Source organism: Faunimonas sp. B44 (genome assembly GCF_052655945.1).
The window spans coordinates 500011-519074 of sequence record NZ_JBQYEX010000002.1; the positions used below are offsets into that span (position 1 = coordinate 500011).

Here is a 19064-nt window from a genome sequence, read left to right on the forward strand (position 1 = left end):
ATTTCGCAGGCACTCAGGGGGATTTCCATGCGTATCCTGCGAATGCTTCGTTCCCTGCGCCGCAAGGACGACGGCAACATCGCGATCATGTTCGCCTTCAGCCTGATCCCGATCATGGGGCTGATGGGCATCGCCGTCGACTATACGCGGGCTTCGGATGCCCGCGTCCGGATGCAGACCGCACTCGATTCGGTCGCGCTGACTGCCGCCAAGGCCTCCCGCGACATGAGCGACGCCCAACTGAGGACGATGGTCGAGGAGCGGCTCGCCGCCCTCCTCCCGGCCCAGTACTACACGTTCCAGGTGAGCGAGTTCAGCCGCGACCAGGGCACGGTCCAAATCGCGGCGACGGGCCAGCTGAAGAGCACGCTCACCGGCGTCCTCGGCTCCGAGCACCTCAACATCGCGGCCAGCTCCGAGGCGACCTGGAGCACCGGCAAGATGGAGATCGTGCTGGCCGTTGACGACACCGGCTCCATGAACCAGCACAACCGCCTGATCGAGCTCAAGAAGGCCGCGACCGCCCTGCTGGACTCCGTGCAGTCCTCCGATCCGGACCTGGTCAAGGTCGGGCTCGTTCCGTTCAACACGCAGGTGCGGCTGAACACCAGCTACAAGGACCAGACCTGGCTGAAGTTCCGCGACAAGGAATGCACGTTCCTCGAGATTCTCTTCGGGACGTGCAAGACCGGCGCGAACTCCGAGGTCACGAAGGCCAACTGGGCCGGCTGCATCACCGATCGCGGCGAAAACCCGTACACGACCAATGTCAGCGGGAAGGACTACGACACCAACGATCTGCAGGGATCGGGCGACGCCTTCCGCTACACGGCCGTGGTCTGCGCGACCACGAAACTGCCGGAGATCGTGCCGCTCAACACCAACCTCGCCGACCTTCGCGTGCGCATCAACAACATGCAGGCCGACGGCAACACCAACATCACGATCGGGCTGGCCTGGGGGCAGACGCTGCTCTCCCCCGAGGCGCCGTTCACGCAGGGCGTTGCCTGGGGGACCGAGGACGTCTCCAAGGTCCTGATCCTCATCACGGACGGCGACAACACGGAGAATCGCTGGACGAAGGATCAGACGAGGATCGACCAGCGCACCAGCCTCGCCTGCGATGCCGTCAAGGCGAAGAAGATCCTGCTCTACACGGTCCGCCTGCAGGAAGGGAACCAGACCCTGCTGCGCCAGTGCGCAACGAGCACGGACCACTACTTCAACGTCGAGAACGTCAACGACCTGGTGCCGGCCTTCCAGGCGATCGGGGCGCAGCTCTCCGAGCTACGCATCTCGAAATAGGCCGCTCGGCGACCGCCGCATGGCACGGCCCGCCCTTCGGCGGGCCGTTTCCTCTCAGCCCCCGCCGCGGAACCCGGTCGCGAGCAGATAGAGCTCCGGGCTGTCCGGGCGGCTCGCCGGCGGCTTGACGTGCTGGACCTTCATGAAGTCGCGCTTCAGGTCGGCGAGGAGCGTGTGCTCGGTGCCGCCGCGGAACACCTTGGCGAGGAAGGCACCGCCGGGCGCGAGCACCTCGCGCGCAAAGGCGGCGGCGATCTCGCAGAGCGCCACGATCCGCAGGTGGTCGGTCGCCTTGTGCCCGGTGGTCGGGGCGGCCATGTCGGAGAGGACGAGATCGGCCTTGTGCCCGCCGAGCGCGGCCTTCAGCGCGTCCGGCGCATCCGCGTCGAGGAAGTCCTTCTTCAGCACGACGACGCCGGCAAGCGGATCCATGTCGAGATAGTCGATCGCCACGACGCGCGGATCGTCGTCGCTGGAGCGGACGCGGTCGGCCGCGATCTGCGACCATCCGCCGGGCGCGGCGCCGAGGTCGACCACCCGCAATCCCGGCCTGAGCAGGTGGTGGCCATCGTCGATCTCGGCCAGCTTGTAGGCCGCGCGGGAGCGAAACCCCTCCTGCTTCGCGCGCGCGACATAGGGATCGTTGAGCTGCCGCTCGAGCCAGCGCTGCGAGGAGACCTTCCGCTTCTTCGCCGTCTTGACCCGCTGGTGGAGCCCGCGATGGCCGGTGCCCGCCTTCTTCACGCCGGCGCGCCCGCATCCGCGCCCGGGCGCGGCGCGCGCAGGAAGCCGTCGGCCCGCATCATCTGTACGAGGATGCCTTCGCGCAGGCCGCGGTCGGCGACCCTCAGCCGCTCGCACGGCCATTCCCGCCGGATCGCCTCGAAGATGGCGCAGCCGGCGAGCACCAGGTCGGCCCGCTCGCGCCCGATGCACGGATTGGCGACGCGCTCGTCGTAATCCATCGCCGTGATCTTCGACATCATCCGGGCGATGTCGCAATCCTCCATCCACAGGCCGTCGACGTAGCGGCGGTCGTAGCGCGGCAGGTCGAGGTGGACGCCCGCAAGCGTCGTCACCGTCCCGGACGTGCCGAGGAAATGGAAGCTGCGGCGAGCTACCGCCTCCCGCAGCGCCTCGCGCGCCTTGAAGCGGCGGAACTCGTCCCGCACATGCGCCACCATCGCCTCGAAGGTCGCGCTGTCGACCCTGACGCCGCCGAAGCGCTCGGCGAGCGTGACCACGCCGACCGGCAGCGAGACCCAGGCCCGGATCAGGTTGCCGCGCCGGCGGCTCCTCTGCCGGTCGAGCCAGACGATCTCGGAGGACCCGCCGCCGATGTCGAAGAGGACGGCCCCCTCCGCCTCCGGGTCGAGCAGCGCGCAGCAGCCGGAGACCGCCAGGCGCGCCTCCGTGCGGCGGTCGATGATCTCGAGGTCGAGGCCCAGCTCGCGCCGCACGCGGGCCAGGAACTCGGCGCCGTTCGAGGCGCGGCGGCAGGCCTCGGTCGCGATCAGGCGGGCGCGGAGAACGCGGCGGTCGCCGAGCTTCTGCCGGCAGATCCTGAGCGCGCCCAGCGCACGCTGCATCGCCCCGTCGCCGAGGAGCCCGCTCTGCGCCACCCCCTCGCCGAGCCGCACGATCCGCGAAAAGGAATCCACCACCCGGAACGTGTCGCCGCGCGGCTCCGCGATCAGCAGCCGGCAATTGTTCGTCCCGAGGTCCAGCGCCGCGTAATAGGGGCCGCTCCCGCGCCCCGGCCTGGCGCGGCCGCCATGACGGTGCCCGTTCGCCCACGGCCGGACGGACTCGTCCCCGCGCGACGGACCGGGAGAGGCTTCAGGCGCACGATGGTTCGTGGAACCGACATCGCCGTAGGCGTCGGCCGGCTGGAACCCGTGTTCGTCCTGCGAAGCCTCCACCGCCCTCTCTGGCCCAGACGCGCAGCCCGCGTCCGAGGCGTTGCTCATCTATCCTGCTCGCTTTCCCGGGGCGCAGTGCCGATCCGGCCATGCGCGCCTGCTTGCGTCGGGATCCAAGATAGCAACTCGCACGCGGATGTGAAACGGTCGCGCCGAACCCTTTGCAATCCCGGGCGAGGCCGCTATATAGCCCTCGTCGCCGCCGGCCATGCCGCAGCGATCCGCCGGCCCTTCGCGCCGCGACCCGGTGGGGGATAGGTTAACGGTAGACCCACGGACTCTGACTCCGTTAGTCCTGGTTCGAATCCAGGTCCCCCAGCCAAATCCCTTCGCGAGCGCGTTCTCCCGATCCGGCCGCGACCGGATTTCTTGTTGTCTCCCAGGTCATAGCTTTGGTCCTGTTGACTGCGGCGGTGAGGTGCGGATCGAAGGTCCCTCTCTCCAGCCCTGTCTTCTCTGAACCTGTCTGCATTCGCGTCCTGCTCATCGAGCCTCGCGATCGAAGCGTCGACCTGCCCCGACGGGCGGGAGCGCGCTTTCAGGAGAGTTTACACGCGCGCACACTGATCGAGCACCACGGCCAACGATTACCAGCCCAGTTCGACACGACCAGATGGACACGCTCCCGCCGGCCACCCTCAAGTCCCATCGACATACGCAAGGCTCTTTTCGAACGGCAGCTCTTCAAGGCGTAGATCAGACGAGCGGCGTCAGCGGATGGTGCCAGGACGGCACCCCCCGCAGGCTGCCGTAGATCAACGACAGCGCCTCCTCCCACTCGGCCTCGTGAAACGCACCGCGGCCGTGCTCGCCGACGCGCAGCAGCGGCTTGCGGAGCCGCGCCGGCGCGTATTGCTGCATGATCCCGGCCGAGCCCTTGGCGCAGAGCACGCCCGGCTCACCGGATGGTCGCGGTTGCCCTCGATGGAGCGCACGCGGCCGTCGCGGGTATGGACGTCGATCCCGCAGCGGCAGGCGCACATGGAGCACGTCGTCTTGCGCACCTCGTCCGAGACCTTCGGCGACAGCGCCGGCACCACAGGCCCCGGCCGCGCCCGCACGGCGCCGCGGCCGCTATCGGCCGCCTGGCCGGGCGCGGGCTCGAACCGCTCAATGCGCGACATGAAGACTGCGCGCCGAACCGAGTCGCCCAAAGAGAAGATCCGGCAGCTGGCTCGGCAGGTCCGCGACCGCGACCCCCGCCGCCTCGAGCGCCCGCCGCTTCGATCCGTAATCCCCCGCGCCGCCCGAGACGATGGCGCCGGCATGGCCCATCTTCTTGCCCGGCGGCGAGGCCCGGCCGGCGATGAAGGCCGCGACCGGCTTCTTCATCGTGCGGGCATACTCCGCCGCCTCCTCCTCCGCCGTCCCGCCGATCTCGCCGCAGAGCACCACCGCCTCCGTCCGCTCGTCCGCGTCCAGCATTTCGAGCGCCTCCCGCGAGCTCGTGCCGATCATGGGATCGCCCCCGACGCCATAGAGGGCCGATTGTCCCTCCCCCGCCTGGGTCAATACGAGCGAGACCAGCGTCCCGAGGCTCCCCGACCGGGAGACAACCCCGATCCGCCCGGGACGGAAAACCCGCTCATTGAAGGCGGGCAGGATCCCGGCGAAGGCTTCCCCCGGCGTGACCAGCCCCGCCGTGTTCGGCCCGACGATCCGCGTGCCGCTCGCGCGGGCGGCCGCATGCATCTCCATGACGTCGTGGGCGGGGATGTGCTCGGTCAGGCAGACGATCATGGCGGCGCCGGCCTCGCAGGCGTCGATCGCCGCGGCCTTCGCGGCCATCGGGGGGATGAACATCACCGTCACGTCGAAGGGCGCGGCCTGCGCCGCCTCGCAGGCGCTCGCGAAGACCGGCACGCCGAGATGGGTCTCGCCCGCCTTCTTCGGGTTGACGCCGCCCACGACCTGCGTGCCGTAGCGCTGCATCGCCTCCGTCCAGAACGTGCCCTGCTTGCCGGTGATGCCCTGGACGAGGACCCTGTGCTGCCGCCGGATGATCATGCCGCCCCCCTCGCCGCCTCGACGGCCGCCGCCACCGCATCGTCCATCCGGTCGAAGGGCTCGAAGCCGAGTTCCCGCCGGACGAGCGCGACCGCCTCGTCCTCCCCGGTCCCGTGGATCGTGAAGAAGACCGGGATCTTCGGGTCGAGCGCCTTCCACGCCTGCACCACCCCGTCGGCCATCACGTCCGTCCGGGCGAAGGCGCCGCAGAAATTGACGATGAGCGACCGGACATTGGGGTTGTCGAGCAGGATCTCGAGCGCGGTCTGCGCCTTGGTGTATGCCTCGCCGCCGACCTCGAGGAAGTTGGCGGGCTCGCCGCCGAGATGGCTCACGGCGTCCATCGTCGTCATCGTGAGGCCCGCGCCGTTGGCGAGGATGCCGACCGATCCGCCGAGCTCGATATATTTGAGCCCGGCCGCCTGCGCCCGCGCCTCGAGATCGGTCAGCCGGTCCGGCGTCCCCTGCTCGAGCAGGCCCGGCCGCCGCGCCGCCGCCGCATCGTCGACGACGAGCTTGCAGTCGAGCGCGATGACGCCGCCCTCAGCCGTCACCACCAGCGGGTTGATTTCGAGAAGCTCCGCGTCGAGAGCCCGATAGGCATCGTAGAGGGCGAGGAGCGCGCCCGCGACCGCCGGCGCCACCTCCGGCCCGGCCGCGGCGGCGAGTGCCTCGGCATCCTGCCGCGAAAGGCCCGTGCGGATGTCGACCTTCTGTCGCCGCATCGCCGCCGGGTCGCGCTCGGCGGCCTCCTCGACGTCCATGCCCCCGAGCGTCGAGAACAGGACGATCGGCCCGAGCGACGCCGGATCGTTCAGCACCGCGGCATAGAGCTCGCGCGCGATCGGCACCTGCGCCTCGACGAGCACCGCCCCGACGCGATGTCCGCCGATCTCCATGCCGAGGATCGCCTCGGCACTTGCCCTGGCGTCCGCGGGCGTCGCGGCGAGCCGGATGCCGCCCGCCTTGCCGCGCTTGCCGGCCGGGACCTGGGCCTTTACGACGCAGGGTCCGATCTCGCGCGCCGCTGCCTCCGCCTCGTCCGCGCTGCGGGCAAGCCGGGAGGGCGGCACGGCGAGCCCGTGTTCGGCGAGCAGCGGCTTTGCCGCGTGTTCCTCGAAGTTCATCGCGCCCTCACTTCCCGTATTTCGCCCAGTAGGCGCCGAACAGCGCCTCCTCGCTCGGCTTGTCCTCCGGGATCGTCGTGACGAGGTGGGTGATGTTGATGAAGTGGCGCCAGTTCAGGTTCTCGGAGATCGAGTTCTTCGCCCAGGTCCCGCCGCCCATCGACAGGGTGAAGGGCATCGCGTTGTTGAACGCACCGCCATTGCCGAAGGTGTGCGCCTGGTTCACCAGCACGCGGACAACTTCCGTCGCGGCGGCGAGGCGCCGTGCATGCTCCATGTCGGCCGTGTGGACGCCGCAGGAATGCCCGCGCCCCTTCACCTCGAGGATCTCCCGCACGAGCCGGATCGCGTCGTCGAAGTCCCGCGCCCGATAGACGGTGAGGACGAGCGACAGCTTCTCGTCGGAGAGCGGCCGGTCCTTGCCCGGCCGGTCGTCCTCGACCAGCACGTATCGCGCGGCCCGTGCCGCATCGCTCAGGTCGAGGGTCTCGGCGAGCACCGCCATGTCGCGGGCGATCGCGCGCCGGTTCAGCTTGCCGTTCACCCAGAGGCCGGAGAGGATCTTCTCCTTTTCCTCCGCACTCGCGCGGTGGCCGCCCTGACGCTCCAGCGCCGCGATTGCGTCCTCGTAGACGGCGTCGAGCAGGATCACCGCGTTCTCCGACGAGCAGGAGGTGGCGTTGTCGAAGATCTTCGACGCCGTGATCTTCTCCGCCGCGTCGTCGAGATCGGCGCTCTCGTCGACGATGACCGGCACGTTGCCCGCGCCGACGCCGATCGCCACGGTGCCCGAGGCCATTGCCCGGCGCACGTTGTCCTGCGAGCCGGTGACGACCGCGAGATCGGACCCGGCCATCAGCGCCTGCGTCGTCTCCTTCGAGACGGGCGCGGGCAGGATCTGAACGAGGTCCTCGGGAAAGCCCGCCTTGGCGAGCTCGGCGCGCATCAGGTCCACCGTGCGGGCGGTGGTGGCGTAGCCCGCCGGCGAGGGCGCGATCACAACGGCATTGCCGCCCTTCAGCGCCATCATCGCCTTGTTCACCGGCGTCGCCGCCGGGTTGGTCGAGGGGCAGACCGCCGCCACCACCCCGACCGGCTTGCCGTACTTGACGAGGCCGCGGGTCGGGTCCTCCTCGATCACGCCGACGGTGCGCGCCCGCAGGAGATCGCGCAGCGTGCCGAAGGTCTTGCGGGTGTTCTTGATGACCTTAGACTCGACGTTGCCGAGCCCGGTATCCTCCACGGCGAGCTCCGCGAGCAAACTTGCGTGCTCGGGCTTGTAGATGGACCAGGCAAGCGCCGTGACCGCCTCGTCCACCCGCGCCTGGTCATGGTTCTCGTAGGCCGCGAGCGCCGCCCGCGCCTTGCGCAGGATCGGCCCGACGACCTCCTCCGCCGTCTCATGCACCGCCGGTGCCTCGGCCGTCATCGCCACGGCGCCCTCCCTTCTTGCTGGTCGCCCCCGCCGCCCTTGGCTTCTATTTTTCGGGACGCATTGTCTCTTTTTATGAGGGGCCGCGCGCAGTGTCAACCAAGGCCGGACCTCGACGGGGACGGGACCGCGAGGAGCCGCACAGGCAATCCTCAAGGAATCAATGGGTTGTCGGCGCATCGAGCGTGAAAGGGCCCTCTCACTCCGCGGCCGCCGCCTCATCGACCTCACCGGACGGCTCCATCTCCTCCAGGAGCTCCCCGATCCGCGCCGCCGTCGCCTTCATCCGCGGCAAGTGCGCCGACAAGGCATCGAGGGAGGTCCGCGGGATCACCCCATGGATCGCCAGCCCAGCCACGATCGACCCGTCGCTGCCGACCACCGGCACCGCCACCCCCACGAGCCCGATGTGGTATTCCTGATTGTTGGTCGAGTAGCCGGCCGCCTCGATCCGATCGAGCTCCGCCTCAAGCGCCACCGGATCCGTGATCGTCCAGTCCGTGAACCGTTCAAACGCCACCCCCCTCAGCAGCTCCCGCCGCACCTGCGGCCGCAGGAAGGCGAGCAGAAGCTTCCCGATCGCCACCGTATGCGCGGGCAGCTCGTCGTTCGGATTGATCGTGAACCGCAGCGGCCACGCATATTCCACCCGCTCGAGATAGCGCACCGCCCGCCCGTTCAGCACGCCCAGATTGGCGCTCTCTCCCACGGCCTTCGCCAGCGTCTCGAGCTCTGCCCGGATCGGCAGCGTCGCAGTCGCCGCCCGCAGCGACGCATGGGAAAGAGCCGTCATCCGCCGCCCGAGCATGAAACTGTCGGTGCGGATCCCCCGCTGGATCACCCGCGCCTCCTCGAGCTGCTGGAGCACCCGATGCACCGTCTGCTTCGGCATCTCCGTCGCCTGCGCCAGCTGCGCCAGCGTCACCGGCCGCTGCGCCGCCGCGATCCGCTCGATGATCACGAACGCCTTTTCGATCGCCGAACTTGGCTTCGGCATCCTAGGTTCTCCTTCGCTTGCGCGCTGCCGCGAATCGTGCCGCTGCCGCAGCATAACCCGGCGACGGGACTGCAACACTTCCCCTGAACTGATTGATCCAGATCATCTTCTTACGTTCCGATCGCGTTCCCAAGCCCCGGCGAACACGGACATTGCCTCGCCAGTCGCTTTATGCTTACCTGAAAAAGTAGATAATGCGTCCCGTTTTTTGTGGCAGCCGTTGCTGCACGAGAGCGGGAGAAGCGGCGCAGGAAGCGCGACACCAAGGGAGGAAGACGAAATGGCGATACGGACTCGCATTGCAACCGTTCTGGCCGGAGCGGCCGCGCTCGCGTGGCTTCCCGCAGCCACGCCAACGTTTGCGCAGGAGAACTTCCCTTCCCGACCGATCGAGCTCATCGTGACCTTCGGGCCGGGCGGCGGCGCCGACCTCATGGGCAGGCAGATGTCGCAGATCCTGGAGCCGATCCTCGGGACCTCCATCCCGGTGACGAACGTCGCAGGCGCGTCGGGGAATGCCGGCCTCACGCGTCTCGCGACGAGCCCGGCGGACGGCTACACCCTCGGAACGCTGATCTCGCTCACGGTCGCCTCCTGGGCCTCCGAACTCGGCGACGTCGGGGCGGACGACTTCGACATCATCGCGGTGATCCAGAACACGCCCTCCATGCTCTTCGTGCGGCCGCAAAGCGGCTTCGACACGGTCGAGGCGCTCTTTGACAAGGCGCGCCAGGCTCCGGGCACGCTGACCGTCGCGACTTCGGGCTACGGCACTCAGGACGACGTGACCGTGCAGATCCTCGCGGAAGGCGGGGTGGAGATGTCGAACGTGCCCTTCGCCGCGCCCGCGGAGCGCTACGCCTCCACCGTGGGCGGGCACACGGACGTGCTCTACGAGGAGCCGGGCGACATCGTCCAGTTCCTCCAGTCCGGTCAGCTCGTGCCGCTGGTGGTCTTCGACAACGAGCGGCATCCGGACTTTCCGGACGTGCCGACGGCCGGGGAAATCGGCTTCGACATCGCCGGCCTCTACACCTTCCGCTCCATCGCCGCACCCGCAGGCACGCCGGACGACGTGATCGCGAAGCTGGAGGAGGCGATCATCGAGGCGAGCAAGACCGAAGAGTGGCAATCCTTCTGCCGGACGACCTACACCTGCATCGATCCGGTCACCGGAGACGAGGCGCGCCAGATGGTGGACGACTTCCGCCAGATGATCGCCGAACGTCTCGACAGCAATCGATGATGAACCGGCCGCTCGAGGCGCTCGCGTCACCAGCGGCCGGACGTCGCTGGAGGACGCTGGCGCTCCATGCGGGGACGCCCATTCTGCTGGTCGTCGCCGCGCTCGTCCTACCGGCCTTCATGCTGAACACGTCGCGACCCTTCCGCGGCTCGGGCCTCGGCCCCGCAGCCTGGCCGCACTTCATGCTGTGGCTCGTCGCCGCTTGTGCCGCTCTCTGGGCGGTGCAGTCTGCGCTGGCTTGGCGGTCCGGCGCGCTCGACGCTCCCGCACCGCCCGCGGAGGAAACGGAACAATACAGCTACGACAAGGCGGTCGCCGGCCTTGCGCTCATCCTCGCCTATGGCTGGTCGCTGCCGAGGATCGGGTTTCCGCTGGCGACGGCTGCCTTCATCGCGATCTGGTGCGTGCTCGGCGGCGTGCGAAACCCGCTCGCGGTGATCCCCGTGAGCGTGCTCGGCACCATCACATTGCTCTGGGTCTTCATGGGCCTCGCGCTCATGCCCCTCAGCCGCGGCACGGGCGTCTTCGACGGGATCAGCATCGCGATCCTGCGCGCGCTCGGCATCTATTGAGGGAGGGCGGAGACCATGGGCACCTTCGAGCTACTCGGCGCGGGCTTCGCGAACGCCTTCGCCCTCGGGGCCTTCGCGACGATCGTGATCGGCCTCGTGGTCGGGGTCGTCGCGGGAGCGCTGCCCGGCATCTCCTTCGTCAACGCGATGGCGATGGCGCTTCCGTTCACCTACGTGATGACGCCGGTCAACGCGATGCTATTCCTCGGCGGGATCTATGTCGGCGGCGTCTTCGGCGGCTCGATTTCGGCGATCATGATCAACGTCCCCGGGACGCCGGCGAGCCTGCCCGCCTGCTGGGACGGCTACCCGATGACGAAGCAGGGCAAGGTCCGGCGCGCACTCTCCATTGCGATCATCGCCTCGGCGACGGGCGGGCTCTGCAGCGCACTCGTGCTCGCCTTCGCCGCAGCACCTTTCGCCACCTTCGCCCTGCGCTTCTCGCAGCCGGAATTCTTCGCCGCGACCGTGCTCGGCCTCGTGAGCGTCATCGCGATCGCCAAGGACCGGCCGCTGATCAGCCTCCTCTCCATGCTCATAGGGATCGTCGTCGGCACGGTCGGCGTCGACCCGCTCTACGGCATGGCGCGCTTCGGCTTCGGCGTGCCGGCCCTCCAGAGCGGCATCAACTTCGTCGTCGTGATGATCGGCCTCTTCGCGATCAGCGAGGTGATCGACCTGATCGCCACGAACCGCAGCCTGCGCCCGGCCAAGAGCAGCGGGCGCGGCTGGCCGATCAGCCTCCGCGACCTCTGGGGCGTGAAGGGGGCCATCGCCCGCGGCACCGGCATCGGCTGCATGCTCGGGGTCATCCCGGGTGCCGGCGCCACGCCCGGCGCCGTCATCGCCTATGGCGTGGAGAAGCAGGCTTCAGGCCGCGGCCACGAATTCGGCACCGGCGTCGAGCAGGGCCTTGCCGCGCCGGAGGCGGCCAAGAATGCGACGACGGGCGCGGCCATGGTGCCGCTGCTGACCCTCGGCATTCCGGGGAGCGCCGCGACGGCGATCATGCTCGCCGCGATGATGCTGCATGGCGTGAACCCGGGGCCCCTTCTCTTCCTGACCGATCCGTCGATGGTCTACACGATCTTCGCCGCGATGATCATCGCCAACATCCTGATGATCGTTGCGGGCATCGGCGTCGCGCAGTTCTTCTCGACCCTGATGCGGACGCCGCCGGCGGTGCTCGCGGCCTTCATCGTGGTCCTCAGCGTGCTCGGCGCCTACGGCGTGCGGAACAACATCTTCGACGTCTATGTCTGCCTCGTCTTCGGTGTGATCGGCTGGGTGATGAAGCGCACCGGATTCCCGACGGCGCCCCTCGTCCTCGGAGTCATTCTGGGGCCGCTCGCAGAGCGCTACTTCATGACCTCGCTCGCCAATTACGGCCAGGACTGGACGGTGTTCTTTGCGCGGCCGATCAGCGGGACGATCCTTGGTCTCGCCACGGTCTTCGCCCTGTGGTCGCTGGCGCCCGCGCTCAAGCGCATCTGGAGCGACGGGAGAAGGCAGGCACGCGCGGGTAGCGGCGCGGGGTGATGCCGAGACGGTAGACGATGCCGGCTGCCGCAGCCGGTCCAGCAAAATCAGGAAGAGGACGACCCATGAAGATGAGCACCGAGGAAGCCTTCATCAAAGTGCTTCAGATGCACGGCATCCGCCACGCCTTCGGCATCATTGGCTCGGCAATGATGCCGGTCTCGGACCTGTTCGGTAAGGCGGGCATCACCTTCTGGGATTGTGCACACGAGACTAACGCCGCTCTGATCTGCGACGGCTACACCCGGACGACGGGCCAGATGGGCATGGCAATCGCCCAGAACGGGCCGGGCGTTACCGGTTTCGTCACCGCGATCAAGACCGCCTACTGGAACCACACGCCGATGCTCCTCGTGACGCCGCAGGCGGCGAACCGCACCATCGGGCAGGGCGGCTTCCAGGAGGTCGACCAGATGGCGATGTTCGAGGAGATGGTCTGCTACCAGGAGGAGGTGCGAGATCCCGCCCGCATACCCGAGGTCCTGAACCGCGTCATCGAGAAGGCCTGGCGCGGCTCGGCCCCTGCACAGATCAACGTCCCGCGCGACTACTGGACCCAGATCATCGACGTCGAGTTCCCGCAGATCGTCCGGCTCGAGCGTCCTGCCGGCGGAGAGAAGGCGATCTCGGAGGCGGCCCGGCTCCTCTCAGAGGCAAGGTTCCCGGTGATTCTCAGCGGCGCGGGGGTCGTGATCGCCGGCGCCATTCCCGACACGGTGGCGCTGGCCGAGCGGCTCGATGCGCCTGTCTGCTGCGGCTACCAGCACAACGACGCCTTCCCGGGCAGCCACCCGCTCTCGGTCGGGCCGCTCGGCTACAACGGCTCGAAGGCGGCGATGGAGCTGATCGCGCGCGCAGACGTGGTGCTCGCCCTCGGCACGCGGCTCAACCCCTTCTCCACGCTGCCGGGCTACGGGATCGACTACTGGCCCAAGGACGCGAAGGTGATCCAGGTCGACATCAACCCCGACAGGATCGGGCTGACGAAAAAGGTCACCGTCGGGATCTGCGGGGACGCGGTCAAGGTGGCGCGCGGGATACTCGATCGGCTGGAGCCCGGCGCCGGCAATGCCGGTCGCGAGGAGCGCCGCGCCCTGATCGGCAAGACACGCTCGGCCTGGCTCCAGCTCCTCACTTCGCTCGACCACGAGGAGGACGACCCCGGCACGAGCTGGAACGAGGAGGCCCGGCGCCGCGAGCCCGACCGGATGTCGCCGCGGATGGCGTGGCGCGCGATCCAGGCCGTGCTGCCGCAGGATGCGATCATCTCGACCGACATCGGCAACAACTGCGCGATCGGCAACGCCTACCCGACCTTCGAGCAGGGGCGGAAATACCTCGCGCCCGGGATGTTCGGCCCATGCGGCTACGGTTTCCCGTCGATCATCGGAGCGAAGGTCGGCAATCCGGACACGCCCGTTGTCGGGTTCGCCGGGGACGGGGCGTTCGGCATCTCGATGAACGAGATGACGTCCATCGGCCGCGCGAATTGGCCGGCGATCACCATGGTGATCTTCCGCAACTACCAATGGGGCGCCGAGAAGCGCAACACGACCCTCTGGTACGACAACAACTTCGTCGGGACCGAGCTCAACCCTGAGCTCTCCTTCGCGAAGGTCGCGGAGGCCTGCGGCCTTCGCGGCGTGCAGGTCGGAACCCAGGACGAGCTGCGTGATGCGCTGTCCCGCGCGATCGAGGAGCAGAAGGCCGGCGTCACCACCTTCATCGAGGTCCTCCTCAACCAGGAGCTCGGTGAACCGTTCCGCCGCGACGCGATGAAGAAGCCAGTGCCCATCGCCGGCATCGAGGCAACCGACATGCGGGCCCAGATGACCCCCGCTTGAGGGAACCGCCGCTGGACGGGTTCGACCGGTGCGCGCGCACGCCCTCACGCTGAATGCCGGCTCTTCGTCGGTGAAGTTCGGCCTCTTCGCCATCGGCGCGGCGGAACCGGAGCCGCGCGCCGCAGGCGTCGTCGAGCAGATCGGCGGCGCGCCTCAGATGCGCGCGCGCTTCGCGGGCGAGAGCGACGAAGTCCGGCGCGTCTTGCCGCAAGACGCGGGGCGAGACCACCGGGCCGCGCTCGACACCGTGCTCGCGCTTCTCGGCGAGCGGCTTGGGGACGGGCACATTGCCGTCGTTGGCCACCGGATCGTCCATGGCGGGCCGGATCACGCGGAGCCGGTCGTTCTCACGCCGGCGATCATCGCGGCGCTCGCGCGCCTCGTCCCCTTCGCGCCGCTCCACCAGCCGCACAATCTCGCGGGCGTCGAGGCCGCGACCACGGCCTTTCCCGGCGCCCCGCAGATCGCCTGCTTCGATACCGCTTTTCACCGCCGCCATGCCTTCGTGCATGACGCCTTCGGGCTGCCGCGCGCCTTTTACGATAAGGGGTTGCGGCGCTACGGCTTTCACGGGCTCAGCTACGACTTCATCCAAAGCGCGCTCGCGCGGGACGAACCGGCGCTCAATGCGGGACGGATGGTGGTGGCGCATCTGGGGAACGGGGCCTCGATGTGCGGGATGGTCGGGGGTGAATCGGTCAGTTCCACCATGGGGTTCTCGCCGCTCGACGGGCTGCCGATGGGGACGCGGTGCGGGCAGATCGATCCGGGAGTGCTCCTCTACCTGATGACCGAGGAGGGGATGGACGCGGCGGCTCTCGCCGACCTGCTCTACAACCGCTCGGGGCTTCTGGGGCTCTCGGGTATCTCCAACGACATGCGCCGGCTCGAGGCTTCGGATGCGCCGGAGGCAGCGGAGGCGATCGCGTACTTCACGACGCGGATCCGCCGGGAGGTCGCGGCGCTGGTGGCGGATCTGGGCGGGATCGACGGCCTGGTCTTCACGGGCGGCATCGGCGAGAACTCGGCGCATGTCCGGGCGATGGTATGCGAGGGGCTCGGCTGGACCCGGATTATCCTCGACGAGGAGGCGAATCGACGGGGCGACCGGACGATCTCGCGGGAAGACAGCCCGGTGCGGGTGCTCGTCCTGCCGACGGACGAGGAGATCGTCATCGCCCGCGCAGCCGCGCGGTTCGCGCCCTAGGCTCCGATCGACTCGATCGTTCGACGGAGCGCATCGACGATTTCGCCGATGTGCTGCCGCTCCCGCAAATCAGCGGCGGTGCCACAAGGACGCGTGGCCATTCACCAAATGCTCCGGAGCAGTCCCAAGACGGACAGGATTCCCAGCAAGCTCAGGGTGAAGCGCCTGAAATCGCAAGGCGTTGACGCGATGAAGCGCCGGCCGCCGATCCAGAGCCCGAGCGCCATCAGCGGCGCCATGACGGCGAGGAGGACGAAGCTCGACCCGCGCAACAGACCCGTCATCCACAATGACGGCAGCGCTATAATACAGATCAGGGTCAGGTAGGCGATCATCGTGCCGCGGAAGACAGGTGCCGCCACCGGCTGTCCGGAGAGAAAGACCGCCACCGGCAACCCGCCGACCGCCGCTCCGTTGGCGACGCCCGAAACCATCCCGGCGACGACGTTGCCCGCCGTGCCGACGTTGCGTCCGAAGCTCCATCCACGCGCCATCGCCACGCACATGACCAGCACCGTCGCCGATATGGCGATGCGCGCCGGGTCCTCGCCGAGCCGGGCGAGCAGCGCGAAGCTGAAGGGCATGACCAGGGTCGCCCCGGCCAGCATCCCGGCGACGCGCCGCCAGTCGGCCTGGGCGCGCAGGCCGCGGGCTTGGCCCAGGCTGAGCAGGATCTCACACATGATCAGCGTGGCGACCAGGGGCACCGGATCGGTGACGACCGCTGCCGAGGTGACGACCAGCGCCGAGAACCCGAAGCCCGAATACCCGCGCACCCAGGCTGCGCCGAGGATGCAGAGGGCGAGGTAGACCTGCTGCCACAGATCCAGTCCGAGAGGGAAGCCGCCGGCCATCCCGTCAGACGGGCACGCGCAGGGCCGCCTGGCGGAGATCCTCGAGCACCATCTCGCTCGCCTTCTCGCCGATCATGATCGCCGGCGCGTTCGTATTGCCCGACACGATCTCGGGCATGATCGAGCAATCGGCCACGCTCAGCCCCTCGACGCCGCGCACCCGGAGGCGGGGATCGAGCGCGGCGCCCGCGTCGCCATCGGGTCCCATCCTGCAGGTGCCGGTCGGGTGGAAGATGGTGGTCGCCGTGTTGCGCACCCAGTCGAGAAGCCCCTCCTCGTCCGCGTCGTCGATACCGGGGCCGGGCGCCTCCTCGGCGGAGATCTCGTCTCGCAACGGAGCGTGGCGAGCGATCCGGCGGGCGATGCGGACGCCCTCGACGATGGTTGCGCAATCGGTAGGCGTCGCCAGGTAGTTGGGCCGGATGAGCGGCGGCTCGCCTGCGTCGGCGCCGCGCAGCTCGATATGGCCCCGGCTCTCGGGGCGCAGCTGGCAGACCGAGACGGTGAATGCGGAGAACGGGTGGACGCCCTTGCCCGGGTTGTCGGCCGACCAGGGCTGGATGTGGAACTGGATATCTGGCGTCGCGACGGCCGACGACGTGCGCACGAAGCCGGTCGCCAGCGACGCCGCCATCGCCATGGGGCCGCTGCGCGTGACCGCGTAGCGCAGCCCGATGCGCAGCTTGTTGAGCGGGTCGCGCACTTCGTCGTTCAGCGTTGGTCGGTGGCAACGAAACACCAGCCGCGCCTGGAGATGGTCCTGCAGGTTGCGTCCGACGCCAGGTAGGTCGGCCCGCGGCGCAATGCCCCGCTCGCGCAGATGCTCGGCCGGGCCGATCCCCGAGAGCATCAGGATCTGTGGCGTCCCGATCGCCCCGGCAGAAAGGATCACACGCGCGCGCGCCCTGGCGCGTTGGGTCGATCCGTCGGATCGGCGCCACTCCACGCCGACGGCGCGGCGACCCTCGAAGAGGACGCGCGTGGTCAGGGCGCGCGTGACGATCTGCAGGTTCGCCCGCGCGCGGGCGGGGTTGAGGTAGGCCACGGCGGCGCTGCAGCGCCGCCCCCGGCGCGCCGTCAGCTGGAAGTAGCCGACGCCCTCCTGCGTCGCCCCGTTGCAATCGGGGTTGAACGGATAGCCGGCCTTCTGGGCCGCGGCCACCCAGGCGTCGCAGATCGGCCGCGAGAGGCGCGCGTCGCTGACCGTGAGCGGCCCGCCTGTGCCGTGGAAGGCATCCTCGCCACGCTCCTGATCCTCGGCCCGGCGGAAGTAGGGCAGCACGTGCTCCCAGCCCCACCCGGCATTGCCCATCTGCTGCCAGCGGTCGTAATCCTCGGGCTGGCCGCGCACGTAGAGCAGTCCGTTCAGCGAGGACGAACCTCCGAGAACCTTGCCGCGCGGCCACGGCAGACTGCGCCCGTTCAGCCCGGGATCGGGCTCGGTCATGTAGCACCAGTCGAGCGACGGGTGCCCCATGGTTCGGAAATACCCCACCGGAATGTGGATCCACGGGTTCAGGTCGCGGCCGCCGGCCTCGAGCAGCAGCACGCGCAGGGTTCGATCCGCGCTCAGGCGATTGGCAAGGACGCAGCCCGCCGATCCGGCTCCGACAATGACAACGTCCGCCTCGTGATCAAACACCACCAACTCCCCCGTCAAGCCGGCCGGAAATCGCTTGACTTCGGAAAGCTAGTGGTGGTTTTTTGAAACTACAAGTCTCAAAAACAGTGACGTCCGGCATCAACATCCGGTTGGGAGGAGACCATGAATAAGCGTGACCTATCCGGCGTCTCGCGCCGGGACTTCCTGCGTGTGAGTAAGCGCTTTGGCTTGAGTTCGACACTTCTGGCGCTCGGTGGCATGGCCGGCACCATCACGCTGCCGCAGCTGGCAAAGGCAGCGGAATCGACCTATCAGAAGCGGTTCTCGAAAGAGCCACGCCACACGCTCCGGCACGGCGCGGCAGGCTTCAACGCCCGCAATCTGATGATCGAGCGGACGGGCATCCTCGAGTTCATCCGCGACATCGAGGAGCGGACGGACGGCGAGATACGGATCGAGTTCATTGGCGACAACCAGATCTGCGGCCAACTCGACTGCGTTTCGAAGACGCAGGAGGGGATCGTCGATCTGTTCTCGGCCTCGACACAGAACTCAGCCGGTGGCGCCCCGCACTACAACGTTCTCGACTACGCCTACATGTTCCCGAGCCGAGCGTCGCAGTACCATTTCTTCTATCATCCGATAAGCAATACCGTGTTCCGGGAGCCGCTGGAGCGACGGCACGGGATCAAGTTCCTGTTCACGCATTGCGAACTGCGCGGCATCATGCTGGGCAACACGTGGCGGGATCGGCCGACGGTGACCAGCGTCACCGACATCGCCGGCACCCGCAACCGCGTGACGGGCACCCAGCTCGGCCGCATCGCCATGGAGCTGATGAAACTCAACCCCGCGCCGATCGCCTGGGAGGAGACGCTCGACGGCCTGCGGCAGGGCCTGATCGACGGGGCCGAGACCTGGGCCTCGGCCGTGGCCTACGCCAACATGACGCCGGTGGTGTCGCAATGCGTGGACCTGCGCTTCTTCTGCGGGACCGAGCACACCGCGATGTCGGCGGAAAGCTTCGACAGGCTCGACGGCGATCTGCAGGATGCCGTCATGGAATCTGCCTACCTGGCTCAGATTGCCGCGCAATATTCCAACGAGGCGGCGCTCGTGAACACCGTGGGCTTCTCGGATCCCCAGAAGGAGGGAACGATCTTCGCCAAGCATGGCGTCCGGGTCGCCTTCCTGTCGCCGGAAGCACGGCGCGAGGCCGAGGAGATGTGCTCGCCCGAATTCGTGCCCGGTCCTTGGGAGCAGTGGCGCGAGCGCATCAACGCCTGGGCGGACGGCGTCGACACCTACACTGAGATCCATCGCGTCGCGCGGGAGATCCCGGTCGACATGCTGGCGGAGAACGTCGAGCCACGCCGCTGGTGGCGCACGTAATCGAACGCCTGAAAATG

The 19064-nt window shown here is 68.5% G+C and carries 15 protein-coding genes, 1 tRNA gene and 1 pseudogene; 8 read left to right on the forward strand and 9 right to left on the reverse strand.

The features are described from left to right. Positions 1–42 precede the first annotated feature (42 nt). Positions 43–1305, forward strand: a complete 1263-nt coding sequence (locus ACUN0C_RS05645; protein ID WP_445465340.1) for a vWA domain-containing protein — start codon at positions 43–45, stop codon at positions 1303–1305. 54 nt (positions 1306–1359) lie between these two features. Here ACUN0C_RS05645 and ACUN0C_RS05650 read toward each other — a convergent pair whose 3' ends face one another. Further along, entirely contained in the window at positions 1360–2049 is a 690-nt protein-coding gene (locus tag ACUN0C_RS05650; protein WP_445465341.1) for an RlmE family RNA methyltransferase, read from the reverse strand. Further along, complete coding sequence (locus ACUN0C_RS05655) at positions 2046–3227, reverse strand: Ppx/GppA phosphatase family protein (RefSeq protein ID WP_445465342.1); 1182 nt, start codon at positions 3225–3227, stop codon at positions 2046–2048. The genes ACUN0C_RS05650 and ACUN0C_RS05655 overlap by 4 nt, the downstream gene beginning before the upstream one ends. Before the next feature lie 248 nt (positions 3228–3475). On the opposite strand from ACUN0C_RS05655, the gene ACUN0C_RS05660 reads away from it, so the two are divergent. Next, positions 3476–3549: transfer RNA gene (locus ACUN0C_RS05660), tRNA-Gln, on the forward strand. A 434-nt stretch (positions 3550–3983) separates the two neighbouring features. On the opposite strand, the pseudogene ACUN0C_RS05665 reads toward ACUN0C_RS05660, so the two are convergent. The 5 genes and pseudogenes from ACUN0C_RS05665 to ACUN0C_RS05685 all read right to left on the reverse strand — a co-directional run. Continuing rightward, positions 3984–4210 (reverse strand): annotated as a pseudogene (locus tag ACUN0C_RS05665) (hypothetical protein); the annotation flags it as partial. 127 nt (positions 4211–4337) lie between these two features. Beyond that, entirely contained in the window at positions 4338–5234 is an 897-nt protein-coding gene (locus ACUN0C_RS05670; RefSeq protein ID WP_445465343.1) for a succinate--CoA ligase subunit alpha, read from the reverse strand. Then, on the reverse strand, positions 5231–6361 hold the full coding sequence (locus ACUN0C_RS05675) for a succinate--CoA ligase subunit beta (protein ID WP_445465344.1): 1131 nt from the start codon (positions 6359–6361) through the stop codon (positions 5231–5233). The genes ACUN0C_RS05670 and ACUN0C_RS05675 overlap by 4 nt, the downstream gene beginning before the upstream one ends. A 7-nt stretch (positions 6362–6368) precedes the next feature. Further along, entirely contained in the window at positions 6369–7790 is a 1422-nt protein-coding gene (gene sauS, locus ACUN0C_RS05680) for an acylating sulfoacetaldehyde dehydrogenase (protein WP_445465447.1), read from the reverse strand. Positions 7791–7992: 202 nt separating this feature from the next. Continuing rightward, on the reverse strand, positions 7993–8790 hold the full coding sequence (locus ACUN0C_RS05685) for an IclR family transcriptional regulator (protein WP_445465345.1): 798 nt from the start codon (positions 8788–8790) through the stop codon (positions 7993–7995). 280 nt (positions 8791–9070) lie between these two features. Here ACUN0C_RS05685 and ACUN0C_RS05690 point away from each other — a divergent pair, with 280 nt between their 5' ends. The 5 genes from ACUN0C_RS05690 to ACUN0C_RS05710 all read left to right on the forward strand — a co-directional run bounded on the left by ACUN0C_RS05690 (position 9071) and on the right by ACUN0C_RS05710 (position 15198). Further along, positions 9071–10036, forward strand: a complete 966-nt coding sequence (locus ACUN0C_RS05690) for a tripartite tricarboxylate transporter substrate binding protein (RefSeq protein ID WP_445465346.1) — start codon at positions 9071–9073, stop codon at positions 10034–10036. Further along, entirely contained in the window at positions 10036–10608 is a 573-nt protein-coding gene (locus tag ACUN0C_RS05695; protein ID WP_445465347.1) for a tripartite tricarboxylate transporter TctB family protein, read from the forward strand. Before ACUN0C_RS05690 ends, ACUN0C_RS05695 begins: the two co-directional genes overlap by 1 nt. Positions 10609–10623: 15 nt before the next feature. Further along, positions 10624–12147: a tripartite tricarboxylate transporter permease gene (locus ACUN0C_RS05700; RefSeq protein WP_445465348.1), complete on the forward strand. Its 1524-nt coding sequence runs from the start codon at positions 10624–10626 to the stop codon at positions 12145–12147. A gap of 65 nt (positions 12148–12212) precedes the next feature. Then, positions 12213–13991 (forward strand): sulfoacetaldehyde acetyltransferase, encoded by a 1779-nt coding sequence (gene xsc / locus ACUN0C_RS05705; protein ID WP_445465349.1) that lies wholly within the window; start codon positions 12213–12215, stop codon positions 13989–13991. A gap of 28 nt (positions 13992–14019) precedes the next feature. Further along, positions 14020–15198, forward strand: coding sequence for an acetate/propionate family kinase (locus tag ACUN0C_RS05710; RefSeq protein ID WP_445465350.1), 1179 nt, complete (start codon positions 14020–14022; stop codon positions 15196–15198). 101 nt (positions 15199–15299) lie between these two features. Here ACUN0C_RS05710 and ACUN0C_RS05715 read toward each other — a convergent pair whose 3' ends face one another. Both ACUN0C_RS05715 and ACUN0C_RS05720 read right to left on the reverse strand, forming a co-directional pair. Continuing rightward, positions 15300–16052, reverse strand: coding sequence for a sulfite exporter TauE/SafE family protein (locus ACUN0C_RS05715; RefSeq protein WP_445465351.1), 753 nt, complete (start codon positions 16050–16052; stop codon positions 15300–15302). A 4-nt stretch (positions 16053–16056) separates the two neighbouring features. After that, the gene (locus ACUN0C_RS05720; RefSeq protein WP_445465352.1) at positions 16057–17694 is read right to left on the reverse strand and encodes a GMC family oxidoreductase; all 1638 of its coding nucleotides are present in this window, start codon (positions 17692–17694) and stop codon (positions 16057–16059) included. Between the two features lie 123 nt (positions 17695–17817). Here ACUN0C_RS05720 and ACUN0C_RS05725 point away from each other — a divergent pair, with 123 nt between their 5' ends. Further along, positions 17818–19047, forward strand: a complete 1230-nt coding sequence (locus tag ACUN0C_RS05725; protein ID WP_445465353.1) for a TRAP transporter substrate-binding protein — start codon at positions 17818–17820, stop codon at positions 19045–19047. Positions 19048–19064 lie beyond the last annotated feature (17 nt).